This is a genomic window from Oleidesulfovibrio sp. (assembly GCF_047973035.1).
Classification (GTDB): Bacteria; Desulfobacterota; Desulfovibrionia; order Desulfovibrionales; family Desulfovibrionaceae; genus Oleidesulfovibrio.
In genome coordinates, this window is sequence record NZ_JBKEBF010000046.1 from 83,812 (window position 1) to 100,616 (window position 16,805).

At 51.0% G+C, this 16,805-nt stretch carries 13 protein-coding genes; 8 read left to right on the forward strand and 5 right to left on the reverse strand.

Annotated elements, in window-relative coordinates:
- Positions 1-70: 70 nt before the first annotated feature.
- A complete protein-coding gene (rpmE, locus tag ACK5LI_RS17110) occupies positions 71-280 on the reverse strand; it encodes a 50S ribosomal protein L31 (RefSeq protein ID WP_416951621.1) in 210 nt (69 codons plus the stop codon).
- Between the two features lie 216 nt (positions 281-496).
- Here rpmE and ACK5LI_RS17115 point away from each other — a divergent pair, with 216 nt between their 5' ends.
- From ACK5LI_RS17115 to ACK5LI_RS17125, 3 genes are all read left to right on the forward strand, one after another.
- Positions 497-1,246, forward strand: a complete 750-nt coding sequence (locus tag ACK5LI_RS17115) for a TlyA family RNA methyltransferase (protein ID WP_416951623.1) — start codon at positions 497-499, stop codon at positions 1,244-1,246.
- Between the two features lie 100 nt (positions 1,247-1,346).
- Positions 1,347-3,653, forward strand: coding sequence for a methyl-accepting chemotaxis protein (locus ACK5LI_RS17120; protein ID WP_416951625.1), 2,307 nt, complete (start codon positions 1,347-1,349; stop codon positions 3,651-3,653).
- Positions 3,654-3,831: 178 nt separating this feature from the next.
- Positions 3,832-4,983, forward strand: coding sequence for a carbonic anhydrase (locus tag ACK5LI_RS17125; RefSeq protein WP_416951627.1), 1,152 nt, complete (start codon positions 3,832-3,834; stop codon positions 4,981-4,983).
- 435 nt (positions 4,984-5,418) lie between these two features.
- On the opposite strand, the gene ACK5LI_RS17130 is transcribed toward ACK5LI_RS17125, so the two are convergent.
- From ACK5LI_RS17130 to ACK5LI_RS17145, 4 genes are all read right to left on the reverse strand, one after another.
- Positions 5,419-5,994: a manganese efflux pump MntP family protein gene (locus ACK5LI_RS17130; RefSeq protein WP_416951629.1), complete on the reverse strand. Its 576-nt coding sequence runs from the start codon at positions 5,992-5,994 to the stop codon at positions 5,419-5,421.
- Positions 5,994-6,410 (reverse strand): MarR family winged helix-turn-helix transcriptional regulator, encoded by a 417-nt coding sequence (locus ACK5LI_RS17135; protein ID WP_416951631.1) that lies wholly within the window; start codon positions 6,408-6,410, stop codon positions 5,994-5,996. The genes ACK5LI_RS17130 and ACK5LI_RS17135 overlap by 1 nt, the downstream gene beginning before the upstream one ends.
- A gap of 53 nt (positions 6,411-6,463) precedes the next feature.
- Positions 6,464-7,303, reverse strand: coding sequence for a sulfite exporter TauE/SafE family protein (locus ACK5LI_RS17140; protein WP_416951633.1), 840 nt, complete (start codon positions 7,301-7,303; stop codon positions 6,464-6,466).
- Between the two features lie 67 nt (positions 7,304-7,370).
- Entirely contained in the window at positions 7,371-8,189 is an 819-nt protein-coding gene (locus ACK5LI_RS17145) for a hypothetical protein (RefSeq protein WP_416951635.1), read from the reverse strand.
- A 96-nt stretch (positions 8,190-8,285) separates the two neighbouring features.
- On the opposite strand from ACK5LI_RS17145, the gene ACK5LI_RS17150 reads away from it, so the two are divergent.
- The 5 genes from ACK5LI_RS17150 (at position 8,286) to ACK5LI_RS17170 (ending at position 16,652) form a co-directional block, all read left to right on the forward strand.
- Complete coding sequence (locus ACK5LI_RS17150) at positions 8,286-9,104, forward strand: LexA family protein (protein ID WP_416951637.1); 819 nt, start codon at positions 8,286-8,288, stop codon at positions 9,102-9,104.
- 59 nt (positions 9,105-9,163) lie between these two features.
- Positions 9,164-10,558: a Y-family DNA polymerase gene (locus tag ACK5LI_RS17155; RefSeq protein ID WP_416951639.1), complete on the forward strand. Its 1,395-nt coding sequence runs from the start codon at positions 9,164-9,166 to the stop codon at positions 10,556-10,558.
- Positions 10,559-10,670: 112 nt separating this feature from the next.
- Positions 10,671-11,246: a hypothetical protein gene (locus ACK5LI_RS17160; protein ID WP_416951641.1), complete on the forward strand. Its 576-nt coding sequence runs from the start codon at positions 10,671-10,673 to the stop codon at positions 11,244-11,246.
- Positions 11,247-11,737: 491 nt separating this feature from the next.
- Positions 11,738-13,759, forward strand: coding sequence for a methyl-accepting chemotaxis protein (locus ACK5LI_RS17165; RefSeq protein ID WP_416951643.1), 2,022 nt, complete (start codon positions 11,738-11,740; stop codon positions 13,757-13,759).
- A gap of 868 nt (positions 13,760-14,627) precedes the next feature.
- Positions 14,628-16,652 carry a methyl-accepting chemotaxis protein gene (locus tag ACK5LI_RS17170; RefSeq protein WP_416951645.1) on the forward strand — a complete coding sequence of 675 codons (2,025 nt, stop codon included), beginning with the start codon at positions 14,628-14,630 and terminating at the stop codon, positions 16,650-16,652.
- Positions 16,653-16,805: the final 153 nt, after the last annotated feature.

The following is a 16,805-nucleotide window of genomic DNA, read 5'->3' on the forward strand; positions in this document are numbered from 1 at the left end:
AGCGCATGCCCGGGGAGGAAGAATCACCGACCGGAGAGGTCGGCAACCTCTTTGTCGGCTGGAAAACGTGCTACTTGCTGAACTTGGCGTATTTTTTACGGAAACGGTCAATACGGCCAGCGGTGTCTACAAAGCGCTGCTTGCCGGTGTAGAACGGGTGGCAGCCGGAGCAAATTTCAACGTGGACTTCTTCACCTTTGGTGGAAGTGGTGTCGATTTCGTTACCGCAAGCGCAAGTGAGCTTGGTTTTGTACACAGTGGGATGGATATTGTCTCTCATGAAAATTCTCCTTAACACGGGAAGTGCTGAACCGTTGCCAATACTCCTGAATGGAGCCGTTGGCAAGCTTTTTTCTTGAGCCCCCTGCCGTGCTGGTGTAGTAGTCAGCGGCGTTGCGGGCCAAGGCCCGCGCAAAACAGCCGGTCTGTCCAGATATTTTACGCGACTGCGCAAGCAGCACCTAAGCCTGAAAACGATGATTGTCAAGGAAAGAGTATGCCCCGAAAGGAAAGAGCGGATCAATTGGTTTTTGAACAAGGGCTGGCAGAAAGCCGCGAACAGGCCAAGCGTCTTATCATGGCCGGTAAGGTTTATGTTGTCCGCGGGCAGGCTGAACCTGAACCCGTAACCAAGCCGGGCACGAAATATCCTGAAGATCTGCGGATGGAGCTTAAAGGAGTTGAGCGTTTTGTCAGCCGCGGCGCGTATAAGCTGCTGACAGCGATAGAAACCTTCGGACTTGATGTGGAGGGAATGGTCGCGCTGGATGCAGGCGCCTCAACTGGCGGCTTTACCGACTGCCTGCTTCAGCATGGCGCTGCCCGTGTATATGCTGTTGACGTAGGTAAAAACCAGCTGCATGAGCGGATGCGGTCCGACAGCCGCGTGGTCAGCATGGAAGGGGTTAATCTGCGCACGGCTCCTGATGACCTTTTACCGGAACAGGTCGATATTATTGTGGCGGATGTCTCCTTTATTTCGCTTACGCTTATTCTGCCGGCCTGTGTACGCTTTTTGCGTCGGGGGGGTATTGTTGCCGCACTCATCAAGCCGCAGTTCGAGGTGGGAGCCGGACAGACCGTCAAAGGCGTGGTACGCGACGAAGCATTGCGGCAGCAGGCCGTGGACAAGGTTCTGGATTTCGCTGTCACCCGGCTTGGCCTGGAAGTTCAAGGTGTTGTGCCTTCCGCGATAAAAGGCCCCAAAGGCAATCAGGAATACATAGCCTGCCTGCGTCTTTCTTAGGAAAAATCAATTTTTAAGGCTTGTTACGTCTTGATTAGCAAAAAAATGCCAGTACTGTCACTCCTGTTTTGTGTTGTGCAACCAATACAGGAGGGGGCCGATGCGTTTTCGGAGTATTGCAACCGAGCTTACTCTGGTTGTTATGGTGCTGGTTGTTGCCGCACTGGCGGCATTGTCGTTGTATGTAACCCAGTCAACACGCCGGATAGTTCTTTCTACACAGATAGATGGAATGACCCAGTCCAGAGCCGTCACTGGACGGATGTTGCAGGATTTTGTTCAGAGCAGCCGTTCGTTGGTAGCGCAGCTGGCTGAAGACAGAAACATAGTCAATGGCGCCTTTGCCGAAGACGAGCAGGGGCGTGTTTCGTTGCAGAATCAGATGACTGTGCGACCGGAACTGGTGGCTTTGGTTGTCGTGAATAAGCAAGGTCAGCGCACCATGGCTGCACAGCAGGCGGGGTCTTCTGGAATTCCGCCAAATATTGTGCATTCTTTTGCGCAGCAGCTGGTGGGGGCTGACGCGCAGGAATCCTTCATTGCCGGCCAGCCGGTACCCGTCAAAGGGCTTGTTTTTGCCATCGGCCATCAGGTCAGGGACTACATAGACGGCAGCCTTGCAGGCGGGCTTATTGCCTTTATCGATCTTACTCCATTCATAAATAACTATATATCCCCCATCAGATTTGCCGGCACCGGTTATGCTTATATGACCGATGCGGAAGGCAATATCATGGTACATCCCGATACTTCACTTGTGGGGCGCCACCCTTCTGTTTCTGATGCCGTCCTTGCTGCAGAAGCAGCAGGCAAGCAATGGTTCCGGTACGAGTTCGGCGGGCTGACCAAGTTGCAGGTTTTTGAGCGTATTCCGGCCACGGGCTGGGTTCTCAGCTATACTGTCAACGAAAGAGAGCTGGCCGAAGCGGCCAATGCGCAACGTACAATCATTATTGTGGCGGGTGTGCTGATTGTGCTGGTGTTGGCTGTTGCCGTCATATGGGGCGTGCGCAGGTTTGTTAGTGTGCCCATAGGCAGAATCAGCAAATTTGCCGAACGTCTTTCCGACGGTGATTTTGACGCGGATATCGAAGGCTCATTCCGGTATGAGCTGGCAGAGCTGGCGAGTGACCTGCGGGCAACCCGGGGAGCTTTAAAGGAACGTTTCGGTTTTTCGCAGGGGGTGCTGGCAGGTATAACGTTGCCGTGCCTTGTCACAGGAGTTGACGGTAATACTACCTATGCCAACGAAGCTCTGGCTCAGCTTTTTGATATCTCCGGCGGGGCGGACTCTCTGATCGGGCGCAATCCGGCAGAATCTTTATATCGCGACCCCGCACGTCGCACTGTAGCTGCAGACGCCCGCGAGAAGGAATGTCAGGTCACCCGCGAGGTTGTTTTTCAGGGCGTAAACGGAAAAGATCGCATTCTTTCAATCACCGCCACTCCTGTTTACGACCTTGACGGCGAGCAACTCGGGGTATTCGCGCTCTATGTCGAAATGACTGAAATCCGTGCCGCTGAAGCACGTCTTCGGGCACAGCGTCAACGTATGGCGCAGGCTGCTTCGGCAGCGGAATCCATATCACAGACTCTGAGCAGTGCGGCGCAGACATTAAGCAGGCAGATTACAGAGTCCCGCTCCGGAGCGGAAACACAGCAGCACCGATTGCATGAAACTCTGGCAGCCATTGAACAAATGAACAGCAGTGTGCTGGATGTGGCACACAATGCGGGAAAGGCTGCCACCAACGCGGAGGATGTTGCAGACCGTGCACGTCAGGGGGCATCAACCGTGTATGAAACCCTCAGCGCTATGAATCATATGCGGGACGAAGCTGAGGGACTGCGGTCTAAAATGACTATATTGAGCGGACAGGCTGTAGAGATCGGCAAGGTTATGAATGTCATTAATGATATTGCCGACCAGACAAACCTGCTGGCTCTTAATGCTGCCATAGAAGCTGCCCGCGCAGGTGATGCCGGACGCGGTTTTGCCGTCGTGGCGGATGAAGTGCGCAAACTTGCGGAAAAGACAATGCAGGCCACGCGGGAAGTAGGTTCTGCTATCAAGGCTATTCAGAGCGGAGCCGACGATGCGGCGCAGGGTACTGATAAAGCGGCACAGGCTGTTGTCCGCGGTACGGCGCTTGCCGAATCTTCCGGCACGGCTCTTGATGCAATCCGCGAGATGGTGGAAGCCTCTGCATCAGAAATTGCAGCGATAGCCGCCGCTGCCGAAGAACAATCAGCTTCTTCCGCTGAAATCAGTCAGGCAACAGCTCAGGTGGATGGTATCTCACAGGAAACTGCGCGGATTCTGGGAGAGTCTGCCGGAGCTGTTGGTGAACTGGTCGGGATGGTCGACAGGCTGCATAAACTCATTGCCCAGATGCAGCAGGAATAGTACTGTTTAACAAGTATCTGCTCGTAATAATACTGTTTGATTGCGTAGCAGTCCGGCATGAGGCACGACTTCGGGTGGTTGTGCCCGTATATTGTTCAGGCTTTTTGCCGAAGCAAGAGACCGACGAGATGGTCAAATCACACAGCACATCTTTACACAGCATTTTAAGGAGAGAGGCATGATTTTGAAGTCGAAAAAGACATTGCTGGCTGCACTTGGACTTGTAGCCCTGTTCTTGATTTTCGGTGCGTTTTCCTGCAGTGGCGACAATACTGTAGAGCGCACTCCTGAAGCTGCATTGGAAGCTTTGAAGGACGGTAACGCCCGTTTTGCTGCCAATGAAGCCATCCATCCCCGTACTGATGCCGAGCGCCTTGCTCAGGCCGGTTCCGAAAGTCAGGGCGACCACGCATACGCCACCGTACTGGCATGTTCTGACTCCCGTGTGCCTGTTGAGCGTCTGTTTGATGCCGGTGTCATGGATATTTTTGTTGTCCGCGTTGCCGGCAACGTTGTTCAGGGTGACGAGGCAGGCTCCATTGAGTACGGACTTGCTCACGTAAACACCCCTGTACTGGTTGTACTGGGCCATACCCAGTGCGGCGCTGTAACGGCGGTAACTGCAGCTGTAGAAGGTCATGGTCACGAGCTTGAGCGCAATATCCCCGCGCTGGATGCCCCCATCGCACCTGCTGTTAAAAAGGCGATGAGCGATCATCCCGACAAGCATGGTGCAGACCTTGTGCCTTACGGCATTGAAAACAACGTCTGGCAGAACATCCGCAATCTGTTTATGGTCAGCCCTGCCACCCGTGAATTGGTGAAGTCCGGCAAGACCAAAATTGTCGGCGCTATCTATGATGTCTCCACAGGTAAAGTTAGCTGGCTGTCTGAAAAGCGCGTAGGCGAGATTCTGGCAGAAGTGGAAGCCGACCCCGCGCGCGCTATGAACGCCATGGCCGAACCTGTAAAAGCTGAAGCAGCTCCTGCTGCCGCTGAAGAAGTGGCAGAGCAGGTTGAAGTTGTAGAAGTCGTTGAAGTGGAAGAAGTTGTGGAAGCGGCTCCTGCTGCTGTAGAACAGGTTGAGAATGCGACTGCTCCTGTTGCCGCAGAAGTTGCTGCTCAGGCTGAAGAAGTGCAGGAAGAAACAGCTGCACCTTGCCCCGGCATGATGAAGTCCATTGATACGAATGCAATCCATGCAGAAGCTGCTCTTCAGCAAGCCCAGCGTGCTGCCGAAGCCGCTGCCATTGCTGCCGCTGCCGCTCAGGAAGCCGCACAAGCTGCTCAGGCTGCTGCAAAGGCTGCTGAAGCTGTACAGGCTCAATAAGCTGCCGCACACGTAAAAATGCTATGCACGCCGGACTCATCTGAGTCCGGCGTTTTTTTGTATGCAGCCCCACTATGCTGGGGTATCTTTTCGCGCAGAAAAAGAACGGTTGTGCGTATGCCGGCTGCGGCAACTGTGTGGCTGGCGTTCAGCTGAAAGGTACGTTGCTGTACCGTTGTTAACTGACGAGGGCTGCAAAAACGGCCTTTAAATAAGTACATTCCGTGCTGCCCATTTTCTGCAAAAGGGTATTGCCTGATAGTGTTATCAGCGTGAAAAAGAGCGGGCCTTGCTCCGGCGGAGTTCGGAGGAAGAGTAGGGATGAGGCCTGCTGACGGTATTGGGATTGATACAGGGTTCGTTGAATGCTCTTAAAACACGAAAGCCGCCAATCAGTATGGCGGCTTTCGTATAAGTATATATGAGCGAGGCATGTTAGCCGAACACACCGCTCTCATGCAGAATTTTAAAGCCGATTCCCAGCAGCACGGCGCCGCCCAGTATCTCGGCATACTGCGACAGTTTGCCTGAGTTTGCCAGAATACGTCCCACATGCATGCCTGCGGCAGAAAAGCCAAGGCATACCAGGCCGATAATAATTGCAGGGAACCATATGGATACACCAAGCATGGAGATGGTTACCCCGACCGCAAGAGCATCAATGCTGGTGGCAACAGAAAGCATGATGAGAGATGCGCCTTTAGTGGGGTCAGCCAGACCGCATTCTGCAGTATCATCTTGCTCGAACGCTTCTTTAAGCATTTTCAGCCCGATGAACGCCAGCAGAGCAAAGGCTATCCAGTGCGCCCAACCTTCTACGAAGCTGCGTATACTCTGGCCCATAACCCAGCCGATAACAGGCATAAGCGCCTGAAAAAGACCGAAGTGCCATGCCAGCCGGAAGGTCTGTCTGTGCGAAACCACCCGCAACCGGCATCCTGTAGCTATGGAAACAGCCAGCGCATCCATGGCAAGCGCCACAGCCACGGCCAGCAGTTCTGGCATCGTCATTAAAACATCCTGTTCATGCTTTGCAGACAACGCAGCAATACGTCTCTGTCTTCCTGAGGAATACCGGCACAGATGTCTTCTGTCAGACGGATGTGCAGCCTGTCATGTTCTTCAAACTCTGTTTGTCCGCTTGGGGTAAGCTCTACGATAATCGACCGTCTGTCTGTCTGATGGCGGGTGCGCCGTACAAGGCCGCGCTCTTCCAACCTGTCGATAAGTACAGTCAGCGTTCCGGTAGTAACGCCCATCTTGGAAGCAAGCTCTTTCATGCGCATGGCGCGGTGGATGCCCAGAATTTCAAGGGTATGCATCTGGGGCAGCGTAAGTTTTTTGTCGCGTACCACACAGTGTTCCCAAGATGAGAGTTTTTCATAAAACTCAATAATGGCGTGATTCAGATCAGCTTGATCGGTCATGGAGTTTGTACCGCACCTGTTAATAAGTCTTGCCTGACAGCATAAATCTGCTGTCAGAGGGTTTCATGAAAATAACTGTACGCGCCGAAAAAGGCGGTCAGTACGCCTGCAGTGCGCATTATGAGCGGTTCAACCCAAGGTTTATTCAGCGTGCGCATCATCGTTGTGACCTTATAAATGGCATATATCACAACGGCAAGGCTTATGCCTGTTCCAAGCGCATATATTGCGAATACAGACGTGCTGCGTGCGATGCTGCCGGAGTCCAGCGCATATTTGTACATGATTGCAACCGTGGGACAGGGGACGATCATGTTCATAAAGCCGATGGTGAACAACCCTATGGCTCCAGCCTTGTGCCAGCGGGCCAGCCAGCCTTTGGTTGAACCGCATCCGCAACCATGAGTGTGGTTATGATGAGGGTGCTCTTTGTGAGAGCAGCATGTGGCGGAATTTCCGGAGTGTGCGTGTGCGGCAGGGGCGTGGTTATGGTCACAACAGGTGTGTGTATGGTTGTGGGCGGGGTGCAGGGGATGACCATCTTCATGTTCATGGTGATGGTCGTGTTCATGGTCGTGGTGATGCAGCAGAGTGGGTTTGATAATCAGGATAGCGCCCAGCACAACAAGCATGAAGGCTGTTACGGCATCGGTAATGTATTTGAATTCCGGAGGGATACTCATTGAAATTGCTCCCAGCGTAGCCCCTATGCCAAGACAGGCCAGTGCCGTTCCTCCGAAGAATGCCAGTGTAAGCAAGCTGACCCGTTTGCCGTTTCGTTCACCTGCTACAAACGGGGCTAGCACGATCCATGAGTGCCCGCAGGGATTTACGCCGTGGATGAGCCCGAGAAACAGGCTGCTCTGCAGCGCAATCATAAATATGTTGTCCATCTCGACTCCAAATGAAAAGTAGTTTGAGTTTCAAGATGAATTGCTCTCAAAAAATTTGAAAGTCAAGCTAAATTTTGTCAATCCAGAACGGTACTGCTGCAATGCTCAAAACTACAGCGCAGGCCAGCCAGCCAAAGGGTTGCGGAGGAAATTGCGGCTTCCATGCTTCAGGGGAATCTAGCCCTCGCGCAGCCACTGCGACAGTTTGTGTCCACGTTTTCTGGCTCATTACGCGCAGCGTTGCCTGCGGTAGCAGCAACCAGCAACGCAACTTCGAGCAGGCAGGGTTCCGCAGCCGTATTGCATGCCTGACCTGTGCTGTTGTCTGCTGAATCAACGGCAGAAAATGTATCATTAATGAAAGCGAAAGAGCCATGTGCCATGCCCTTTTGCCCAGAACAGGGCGTAAGAACCATGACAATGCAAGTCCCAGAGAACGTGACGAACCACTAAGTGTCAGCAACAGCCCTATGCCGATAAGAATAAGGAGCCGGAGAGCAAAAACTCCGGCAGCGGGCAGTGCAAGCTGGATACGGTCCGCAAAGGCCGCATGTTGGGGAAAAAGAAGTTGCGCTGCCGGGGTAAGCCCCGCTGCATCAATACATAATTTTATGGCAGCCCATAGTATGACAAACCATAAATAGGAGCGCAGCATAGGCAGGTGGCTTGCGTTGATGTTGTGCGAAATAGCAAAGAGGCTTGCAACAAAAAGTGCATAGCATACCAGAACGGGCGTAGCGGCCTGCCACACCAGCACCCCCAGAAATCCCGCGCAGACCAGTTTAGCTCGTGGGTCAAGGCTGCTGAGTATATCAGGGCGACGGGCGGAAGGGTTGCGCATCGGTTGCTGTTCAGGATGTTGCTTTTCAGGCTGTCGGTCAGGCATCAGGGCGTCCCGTATGGCGGTTGCGCTGTTGTTGCTTGTGCGGGGTGACAGGTGCGGTATTCTGGAAGGCCCACATGAATACCGGAGGTCTTTGTTATGTCGTACACCAGCGAACTGCCCGAAGAGGCGGGTATGGTCAAGTGTTTTGGCGGGATGATTATTGATGAATATCTGCCCCCTGCTGCGAAAGAGCCTGATGGGCAACACAACTGCAAAACTGATGAATACACCCCTGTTGTACGCGGAGTGCAAGTTCAATGTGCAGAAAGAACGGCTGATATGGAATTTGCAGAGAAAGGCATCACGGACTGTAGAGGGGCGTCTAATGCCTCTTTGCAGAAAGCGGAAACGGATAATGTTTTTTCAGGGCCGGTGTCGGCAGGGGGCTGTAGCAGAACTCGGGGGTGCAGCGGCGAAGCTTGTATGGGGCAGACAGTTGTTGCGAATTTCCCTGACTGTGGACGGCAGCAGGATGCCGCCAGTATTTTGCCATATACAGTACTGGCTGCAAATTCCGCCGGTAAACAGGATGTCGGGTGTCCTCTTTTTTTGTGCTCCGTGTCGGCCGGCTTTCCTTCTCCGGCTGATGATTACATGGATAAGAAGTTGGACCTTAATGAGTATCTCATCCGCAATCCGGAATCGACATTTTTTATACGGGTGCACGGCGAATCCATGCGGGATGCGGGAATTTATCCTGACGATATTTTAATCGTAGATCGTGCCGTTCAGCCTGTGAGCGGACGGGTTGTCATCGCGGTGCTGGACGGAGAGCTTACAGTAAAGCGTTTGAAAAAGCGGGGGGATACATTTTGGCTTGTGCCGGAAAATGCAGAGTACATGCCTGTTGATGTAACAGGGCGTGAGGATTTTTCTGTATGGGGTGTTGTTACCTGCGTTTTGCATAAAGTGTAACTCAACGGGATCGGAAATTTTTTAGTACGAATATGGAACTTTCAGTACTCGGAAGGGCAGTGAAGCCCTCTTTTGCAGGGCCGGCCAGCGGCCCTGAGTTGTCTTTGCCACGCAGGCCTGACTCGCAGGCCGTGTATGCTCTTGTAGATTGCAATTGTTTTTATGTGTCGTGCGAGCGTGTGTTTCGACCGGACCTGACAAGGCGCCCTGTTATTGTTTTATCCAATAACGACGGATGCATCATTGCACGCTCGCCGGAGGCGAAAGTGCTGGGGATACCGATGGGGGCAGCGTGGTTTAAAGTGAAAAAACAGGCTTTGTCTTTGGGGGTGGTCGTTTTTTCATCTAACTATCCTTTATATGGCGATATGTCCGCGCGGGTGATGGACGTGTTGCGCCGTTTTTCTACAGACGTGGAAGTATATTCTATTGATGAGGCTTTTGTCCGGCTCGATGGAATCAGCCTGCCAAAGGGGATGTCGCTGACACGGTATGCCGCTGCCTTGCGCCATGCGGTATTCAGGCGCACGGGCATCCCTGTTTCTATAGGTATTGGTCCGACTAAAACCCTTGCCAAGGTGGGCAACAGGTTAAGCAAGCAGCAAATTACCGGACCGCTGCGTTCATTATCGCATGCATTCCGGTATCAGGGCGTATTCAACTTTTTTGATCTGCCGTCGGCAGAAGCACGAGATACGTTGCTGGAACACGTTGAAGTTACAGATGTCTGGGGTGTGGGGCACAGACATGGTGCCATGCTGCATTCCTGCGGCGTAAGAACGGCCAGAGCATTGCGGGATATGCCCGACGACTGGGTACGCCGTCGGATGAGCGTTGTCGGCCTGCATACCGTACTGGAGCTGCGCGGGATTTCATGCCTGACGTTGGAAGAAGCGCCTCCGGCCCGTCGTTCTATTCTTTCTTCCCGATCATTCGGTACGCTGGTTGCGAATAAAGAATACTTGCTGCAGGCTGTCACCGCATACATGACGCGTGCAGCAGAAAAGTTACGCCGTGAAGGATTGGAAGCATCCTGCATCGGGGTTTTTATCAAGACGCCCCGACATGGCAAGGGACCACGCTACTTCAACAGCGCGCAGACCAGATTGGCTGTACCTACATGTTATTCCCCGCATCTTATACAACACGCCCGCCGTTTGCTGGAGCAGATATGGAAACCCGGTTACCGCTACCAGAAAGCAGGAGTGCTGTTGTTCGGGTTGGAACCTGTGCGGTCAAGGCAGATATCTATGTTGCCGCTGCTGGATGGTTCGGAAGGGCAAAAGAAAAGTGAAAAAAAGCTGATGCATGTGGCAGATGCCATTAACACACGATTCGGAAAAGGCACATTGGAGTATGCGGCAGCCGGACTGGGGAAACCTTGGAAGATGAAGCAGGAACACCTTTCCCCGCGTTATACATCTGACTGGAATGAATTGCCTTTTGTGCGCTGATATGCGTAAATGGGGGAAACTCCTACCTGACATTTGTTTGCAGTGAGCGTAGGTACGGGCGCTGTGATGTACTACCGCAAACTGATGATGTATACTAAGGCAGGAGGGGAGTATGAATAAGTTGGATACCTGCGCAGGTTGTGGGGGAGGAGAGCTCTCTTTAATTGATGACGGCGTGTTTACGTTTATCAAATGCGATACCTGTGGACGTATAGGTCCCAGTGCACAAAAGAAAGATGATGCCATAACGCTTTGGAATCATCTTGGAGATAATTATTTTATGTACGATGGAGGCGCAGATCCTGCCGAATGCGTGGAGCACTATTCCGGTGCCGAACGCAGGAGAAATGACAGATATGCGGTGCAGATTGATGCGTGCATCCGCCTGTATCCGTTTACGGCAGGTCCGGTGCCCGTGACTGTAAAGAATCTGTCAATGTATGGCGCATATCTGGAAATTGCTACGGAAGGATTCACCGATTGGAGCATGCCGGAGGGGACACTACCCTACTTTGAATTGGAAATTTCTCCTTCCGCAACAGGGCTGACCACGGTATTTTCCTGTAATGCCACTCACGTCAGCGTAAAGCCCCCCCGCATTGCCATAGGGTCAAGCTTTGTTCAGCAGGACGGACGGCACTTGTATGTGCTTCGCCAACTGTTAAAAGGAACAATTGTGGAGACTTGATCTGCTGTAATGACCTCGCACGTTGTTAAAAACCGCCTTCGGGCGGTTTTATTGTTTTCAGCGACACTGTGGTTTCCCCTCAGGAAAAAGAGTGTCTACCTCATTTGACATGCAGTGATTGTGTTACTAATTGTAAAAAGCACAAAGAATGTTTTTCGATTGATGTGTTACTTTAGTTGTCGTGGTATGCGCTTTTATATTGTTGGCGAGTAATGTTGTATTATGAGTTGAGGTGTTTATTTAAAAAATGATAAAAACATAATATGCTGAATTAATGAAGAAAGAAATAATAATAAAAATTACTTGTTTCATCTTTGCCAAGTGCTATAAATCTGGAGGGAAAATTTTATAGAATTATTTAGTATATTAAAATCTATTTCTTTTATTTTATTAGTTTGTTTCTGTTTGGTGCTAGTCTTTTTACTGTGTTGTGCGGTTTTGTAAAAAGCAGACATGTAGAAACATATTAAAAAAATAAATGGGGGTACAAAGTGAAACTGAAATTACGTGGCAGATTTTTGCTGCCCACACTCTCCATTCTAATAATAGGTATGGGCGTTTCTGCATGGATGACTCAGGTATATTCTGAAAAAGCAGTCATGCAGGTTGTCAACGCGCAAACAAGACAAGTTGCCGAATCATTGACCAACATCATCAGTATGTGGGTGAACAGTGCTCAGGTAGATTTGAAAGCGCAGGCGCGGAACGAAATTTTGCTGAGGTCACTTGCAAGTGAAAATACTCAGGCTGTAGTGTCAGAACTCTACGATATCAAGGAAATGTATGAGGAGTTTGACGCAATAAAACTGGTTAATGCGCAGGGGCTGGTAGTAAGCAGCACCATACCGGAAGAAATCGACAGCCTGAATATCAGCGACAGAAAATACTTCAGGGATGCGATGGGTGGTCAGGCAACCGTGTCAGATGCTTTACGGAGCAGAACATCCGGGAACCTGATTTTTGTTGTGGCCGTTCCCGTGAAGCAAAACGGCACGGTACAGGGCGCGTTGCTGGGTACGCTGGCTCTGCAAGTTTTTTCTGAAAAGTTTATTGACCCGATCACCATCGGCCGTGACGGTTATGCGTTTGTGCTGGACCACCAGGGGGATATTCTGGCGCATAAAGACGAAAATCAGATCATGAGCAGCATCCGTCAGGAAGACTGGGCTGACGAATTGTTGCGCGAAGATCATGGTGCACTTCGGTATCAGGAAAAAGGTGAATGGAAAGAGCTGACGTATCAGCGTGAACCTCTGACTAACTGGATTGTCGGGGTTGCTGCGTATGAATCTGACATTCATCAGCCTGCACACGAGTTGGCAGAGATGACTCAGATAATTTCTGTCATTGTCTGTCTGCTTGTCGGCGGTGTGATTTTTGTGATTGTACGATCCATTGTGGGAACAATCAGTGAAAGTGTGTCCTACGCCGCTGCAGTTGCCGAAGGAGACCTTGAGCGCACTCTTGCAGTTAAGCGTACCGATGAAATCGGCGTGCTGGCTGATGCGTTGCGTAGCATGGTTGCCAATCTGAAAACTATGATCTCGACGGCAGAAGCAAAAACTGCAGAAGCAGAAGTTCAGACTCAAAAAGCGAACATGGCCATGCAGGAAGCCGAATCCGCCCGTGCCGCAGCAGAGGCAGCCAAACGCGAAGGCATGCTGCAGGCCGCAGGGCAGCTTGAACATGTCGTTCTGGCTTTGTCTTCCGCATCAGAAGAACTTTCTGCACAAGTGGACGAAGCAAGTCGTGGCAGTGAAGTTCAGCGCGAGCGTGCCGCCGAGACTGCAACAGCTATTGAAGAAATGAACGCCACAGTGCTTGAGGTGGCCCGTAATGCTTCTGAAGCGGCAGAAAGTGCAGAAACTGCCAGAAATAATGCCAAGGACGGCCGTAAAGTTGTTGATAACGTTATCGAGGCGATTACAGAAGTCAACGGCAGAGCAGAAGCATTAAAGAAAAGCCTGCATGTTCTTGGCGAACATGCCGAAGGCATTGGCAAGATTATGACTGTGATTACCGATATTGCGGATCAGACAAACCTCCTGGCTTTGAATGCTGCCATTGAGGCCGCCCGAGCCGGTGATGCCGGTCGTGGTTTTGCAGTAGTTGCAGATGAAGTGCGTAAGCTTGCAGAAAAAACCATGCAGGCGACGAAAGAAGTAGGTGATGCTGTAAAGGCAATCCAGCAAGGTGCCAGAGAAAACATTGCGGATATGGAAAGTGCGGGGGATGCTATTGTAAGTTCAACACAACTCGCAGGCAGTGCCGGTACTTCGCTTGAAGTTATTCATGATGTAGTTGAAAGCACGGCGGATCAGGTGCGCTCCATTGCGACTGCCTCTGAACAGCAGTCTGCTGCAAGTGAACAGATTGCCCGTAGCGCGGAAGAAGTAAATCGCATTGCCATGGAAACAGCTGAAGTTATGGTTCAGTCAAGTGAGGCTGTCAGCGAGCTGGCCCGCATGGCGCAGCAGCTGCAAAGCGTAGTGGAAAGCTTGAAGCAGGCTTAGTGGTGTTGCTTTAAAAAAAGTAATTTGTCTGAATAACGTAAGCTGAAAACATAGCCGCGATGCGGCGGAAATATACGATCCTGCCCGTACCTGTTAACTTTTGTAAGTGTACAGGTCGGGCAGGATTTTTTTACGTAAGAACTTGTACGGGGTTGTAGCGTTGTACGCCCCGGACTGTTTTGCAAGTGGCAGGCAATAACCCGATGAGAAAATACGTATTATCACTACCTGCGAGGCATAGTTCTGATTAAACAGAGTTTCAGTTATTGTCCCGTCAGACGGGCTGGAGCGGCAGGCATTTTTTTAACTGGTGCGCTGTAGTTACATGTCGCAAGTATTGTCATTGGTGGGACCAGTACGGAATTTTACGGCGTGTACAAGCCGGATGAGATGATAACTTGTGGCGGTGTTCATAGTTCTGTACGGGACTAGAGTAATCAGGCATTTTTTGGAATTATGTAACTAATTGCAAAGATTGTGTCATTTTCAGGTGTGTTCAGGTGGCTTCCATACGCAGTTTCGCCGCAGAGTTATTTTGTCTTACACGAGACAGTATTTATTCTGAGCAGAATGTTACGGCTGCAGCATGTACACACTGCTGATTTGAGTTGCACCACATCTTACAAAAGGTCAGTTGCACTATTTTGTTATGCGGACTGATTTCAAGCGGATCAGAAAATTTCCTGCTGTTCTGAGCATTATATTTTTATAGAGCATTTTGCAGACTGGTTTGCACTGCTATTATGTAGCTGTTGTTTGATTAAACAAACAATATCTTCTGGCATCGGTTAGTCAAAAATCGAGTCATCACGTTTGCGCTATGTCTATGTGTGCAGGTGCTTGAACTTTATTATTTTAGGGGATGCAAATGAAGATTAAACTTATGGGCAGATTCCTTTTGCCTACATTGACGGTGCTTATCGTGGGTATGGGAGTCTCTTCGTGGTTAACAGGCCACTATTCGCAAAAAGCTGTAGGGGAGCTTGTCGCTGCTGAGAGCAGTCAGGTTGCAAAATCACTGACAGATTTGATTGATATGTGGGTGATAAATGCCGAGGTTACGCTAGAAGCGCAAGCCAACAGAAGTTTATTTAAAGATTTTTTTTCCGGAGAAGATTCAGAAGCTGCCGTAACTGAGGCATTGCAACAGGTTGCAATGCTTTATCAGGGGTTCGATTCTGTAAAGATAACCAATGCGCAAGGTTTGGTTATTGCCAGTACTATCCAGCAGGATGTTGGCTCTGTCAGTGCCAGAGACAGAAATTATTTTAAAAAAGTAATGCGCGGGGAGGTTGCCGTATCCGGTGCCTTGCGCAGCCTATCGACTGGACAGCTGATTTTTGTTGTTGCCGTACCGGTTAAAGTGCAGGGCAAGGTCGAGGGGGCCTTGCTGGCAACTCTTAAGCTGGATGATTTCTCAAAACAGTTTGTTGACCCGATTTCAATTGGTAAAGAAGGCTTTGCCTTTATTCTGGATAGCGAAGGACGAATTCTTGCTCATAGAGATGAAGGCAGAATTATGTCGAGCGTCAGCCATTACGATTGGGCAGGCAAGCTTTTTGCCAAAGATCATGGCCTTACTCGTTACGAAGATGAAGGCGGATGGAAAGAAGTTGCCTTCCGGCGAGTTCATTCCACCGGCTGGGTGGTTGGCATATCTGCTTATGAACACGACGTGTACCAGCCATCTTACGAACTTACTACAATCACACGCGTTATTTCTGTGGTTGTGGCGTTGATGGTAGGCGCAGTCATACTGCTTATTGTGCGCTCCATTGTGGGCACCATCCGTGAAAGCGTTACCTATGCAGCGGCCGTTGCAGAGGGCAGCCTTGATCAGGAGCTTCATGTTCAGCGCACAGACGAAATAGGCATTCTCGCTGACGCGTTGCGGAGCATGGTAGCCAACTTGAAGACCATGATTTCCACCGCCGAGGCAAAGACCGCTGAGGCAGAAGAACAGACCCAAAAAGCCAACATTGCCATGCAGGAAGCAGAAGCCGCCCGTGCCGCTGCGGAAGCCGCCAAACGCGAAGGGATGCTTCAGGCTGCAGGACAGCTTGAGCATGTCGTTCTAGCCCTTTCTTCAGCCTCTGAACAGCTTGCGGCACAGGTAGAAGAAGCAAGCCGCGGCAGCGATATCCAGCGCGAACGAACTGCAGAAACTGCGACTGCCATAGAAGAAATGAATGCGACGGTGCTTGAAGTGGCCCGCAATGCGTCTGAGGCGGCTGAAAGTGCGGAAGATGCCCGCAATAACGCGGAAGAAGGACACGGTATTGTCGGTAACGTGATTGAATCGATAACCGAAGTGAAAAACCGTTCAGAAACGTTGAAAGCCAGCCTGCATCTTCTTGGTGAACATGCAGAAGGCATCGGCAAGATTATGACTGTAATTACCGATATTGCAGATCAGACAAATCTGCTGGCCCTGAATGCGGCCATTGAAGCAGCCCGTGCCGGTGATGCAGGGCGTGGTTTTGCAGTAGTTGCAGATGAAGTACGCAAGCTTGCAGAAAAAACCATGCAGGCAACAAAAGAGGTGGGCGACGCTGTTTCCGCCATTCAACAGGGAGCACGCGACAACATCGAAGGCATGGACAGCGCCGGTGAAGCGATCCAGAAGTCCACTGAACTTGCAGGCCGTGCGGGCAAGTCGCTGCAGGCAATCCATAAAGTGGTAGAAAACACGGCAGATCAGGTGCGGTCTATTGCGACTGCTTCTGAACAACAATCGGCTGCCAGTGAACAGATTGCCCGCAGCGCTGAAGAAGTGAACCGCATTGCCGATGAAACTTCGCAGGTCATGACGCAATCCAGCGAGGCTGTCAGCGAACTGGCCCGCATGGCACAGGAACTACAGAACGTGGTTGAAGAACTGAAGAAGGGCTAGAAAGAGCTTAGGGTTTGCGTGCGCAATGCAGCATGGCTGCTGCCTGTTGTTGAATAAAAAAAGATAATCCCCGAAGGGCACTGCATTATGCAATCGCCCTTCGGGGATTTTTTTGGATAACAGCAAATCCGAAGCCAAAGCGAACGTGCAAGG

Coding starts and splice junctions, on each gene's coding strand:
- ACK5LI_RS17140 (WP_416951633.1), bottom strand. CDS start 7,303: ATGGACAACATATTTATGATTGCGCTGCAGAGCAGCCTGTTTCTCGGG.
- ACK5LI_RS17125 (WP_416951627.1), top strand. CDS start 3,832: ATGATTTTGAAGTCGAAAAAGACATTGCTGGCTGCACTTGGACTTGTA.
- rpmE (WP_416951621.1), bottom strand. CDS start 280: ATGAGAGACAATATCCATCCCACTGTGTACAAAACCAAGCTCACTTGC.
- ACK5LI_RS17170 (WP_416951645.1), top strand. CDS start 14,628: ATGAAGATTAAACTTATGGGCAGATTCCTTTTGCCTACATTGACGGTG.
- ACK5LI_RS17150 (WP_416951637.1), top strand. CDS start 8,286: ATGTCGTACACCAGCGAACTGCCCGAAGAGGCGGGTATGGTCAAGTGT.
- ACK5LI_RS17130 (WP_416951629.1), bottom strand. CDS start 5,994: ATGACGATGCCAGAACTGCTGGCCGTGGCTGTGGCGCTTGCCATGGAT.
- ACK5LI_RS17160 (WP_416951641.1), top strand. CDS start 10,671: ATGAATAAGTTGGATACCTGCGCAGGTTGTGGGGGAGGAGAGCTCTCT.
- ACK5LI_RS17115 (WP_416951623.1), top strand. CDS start 497: ATGCCCCGAAAGGAAAGAGCGGATCAATTGGTTTTTGAACAAGGGCTG.
- ACK5LI_RS17135 (WP_416951631.1), bottom strand. CDS start 6,410: ATGACCGATCAAGCTGATCTGAATCACGCCATTATTGAGTTTTATGAA.
- ACK5LI_RS17120 (WP_416951625.1), top strand. CDS start 1,347: ATGCGTTTTCGGAGTATTGCAACCGAGCTTACTCTGGTTGTTATGGTG.
- ACK5LI_RS17145 (WP_416951635.1), bottom strand. CDS start 8,189: ATGCCTGACCGACAGCCTGAAAAGCAACATCCTGAACAGCAACCGATG.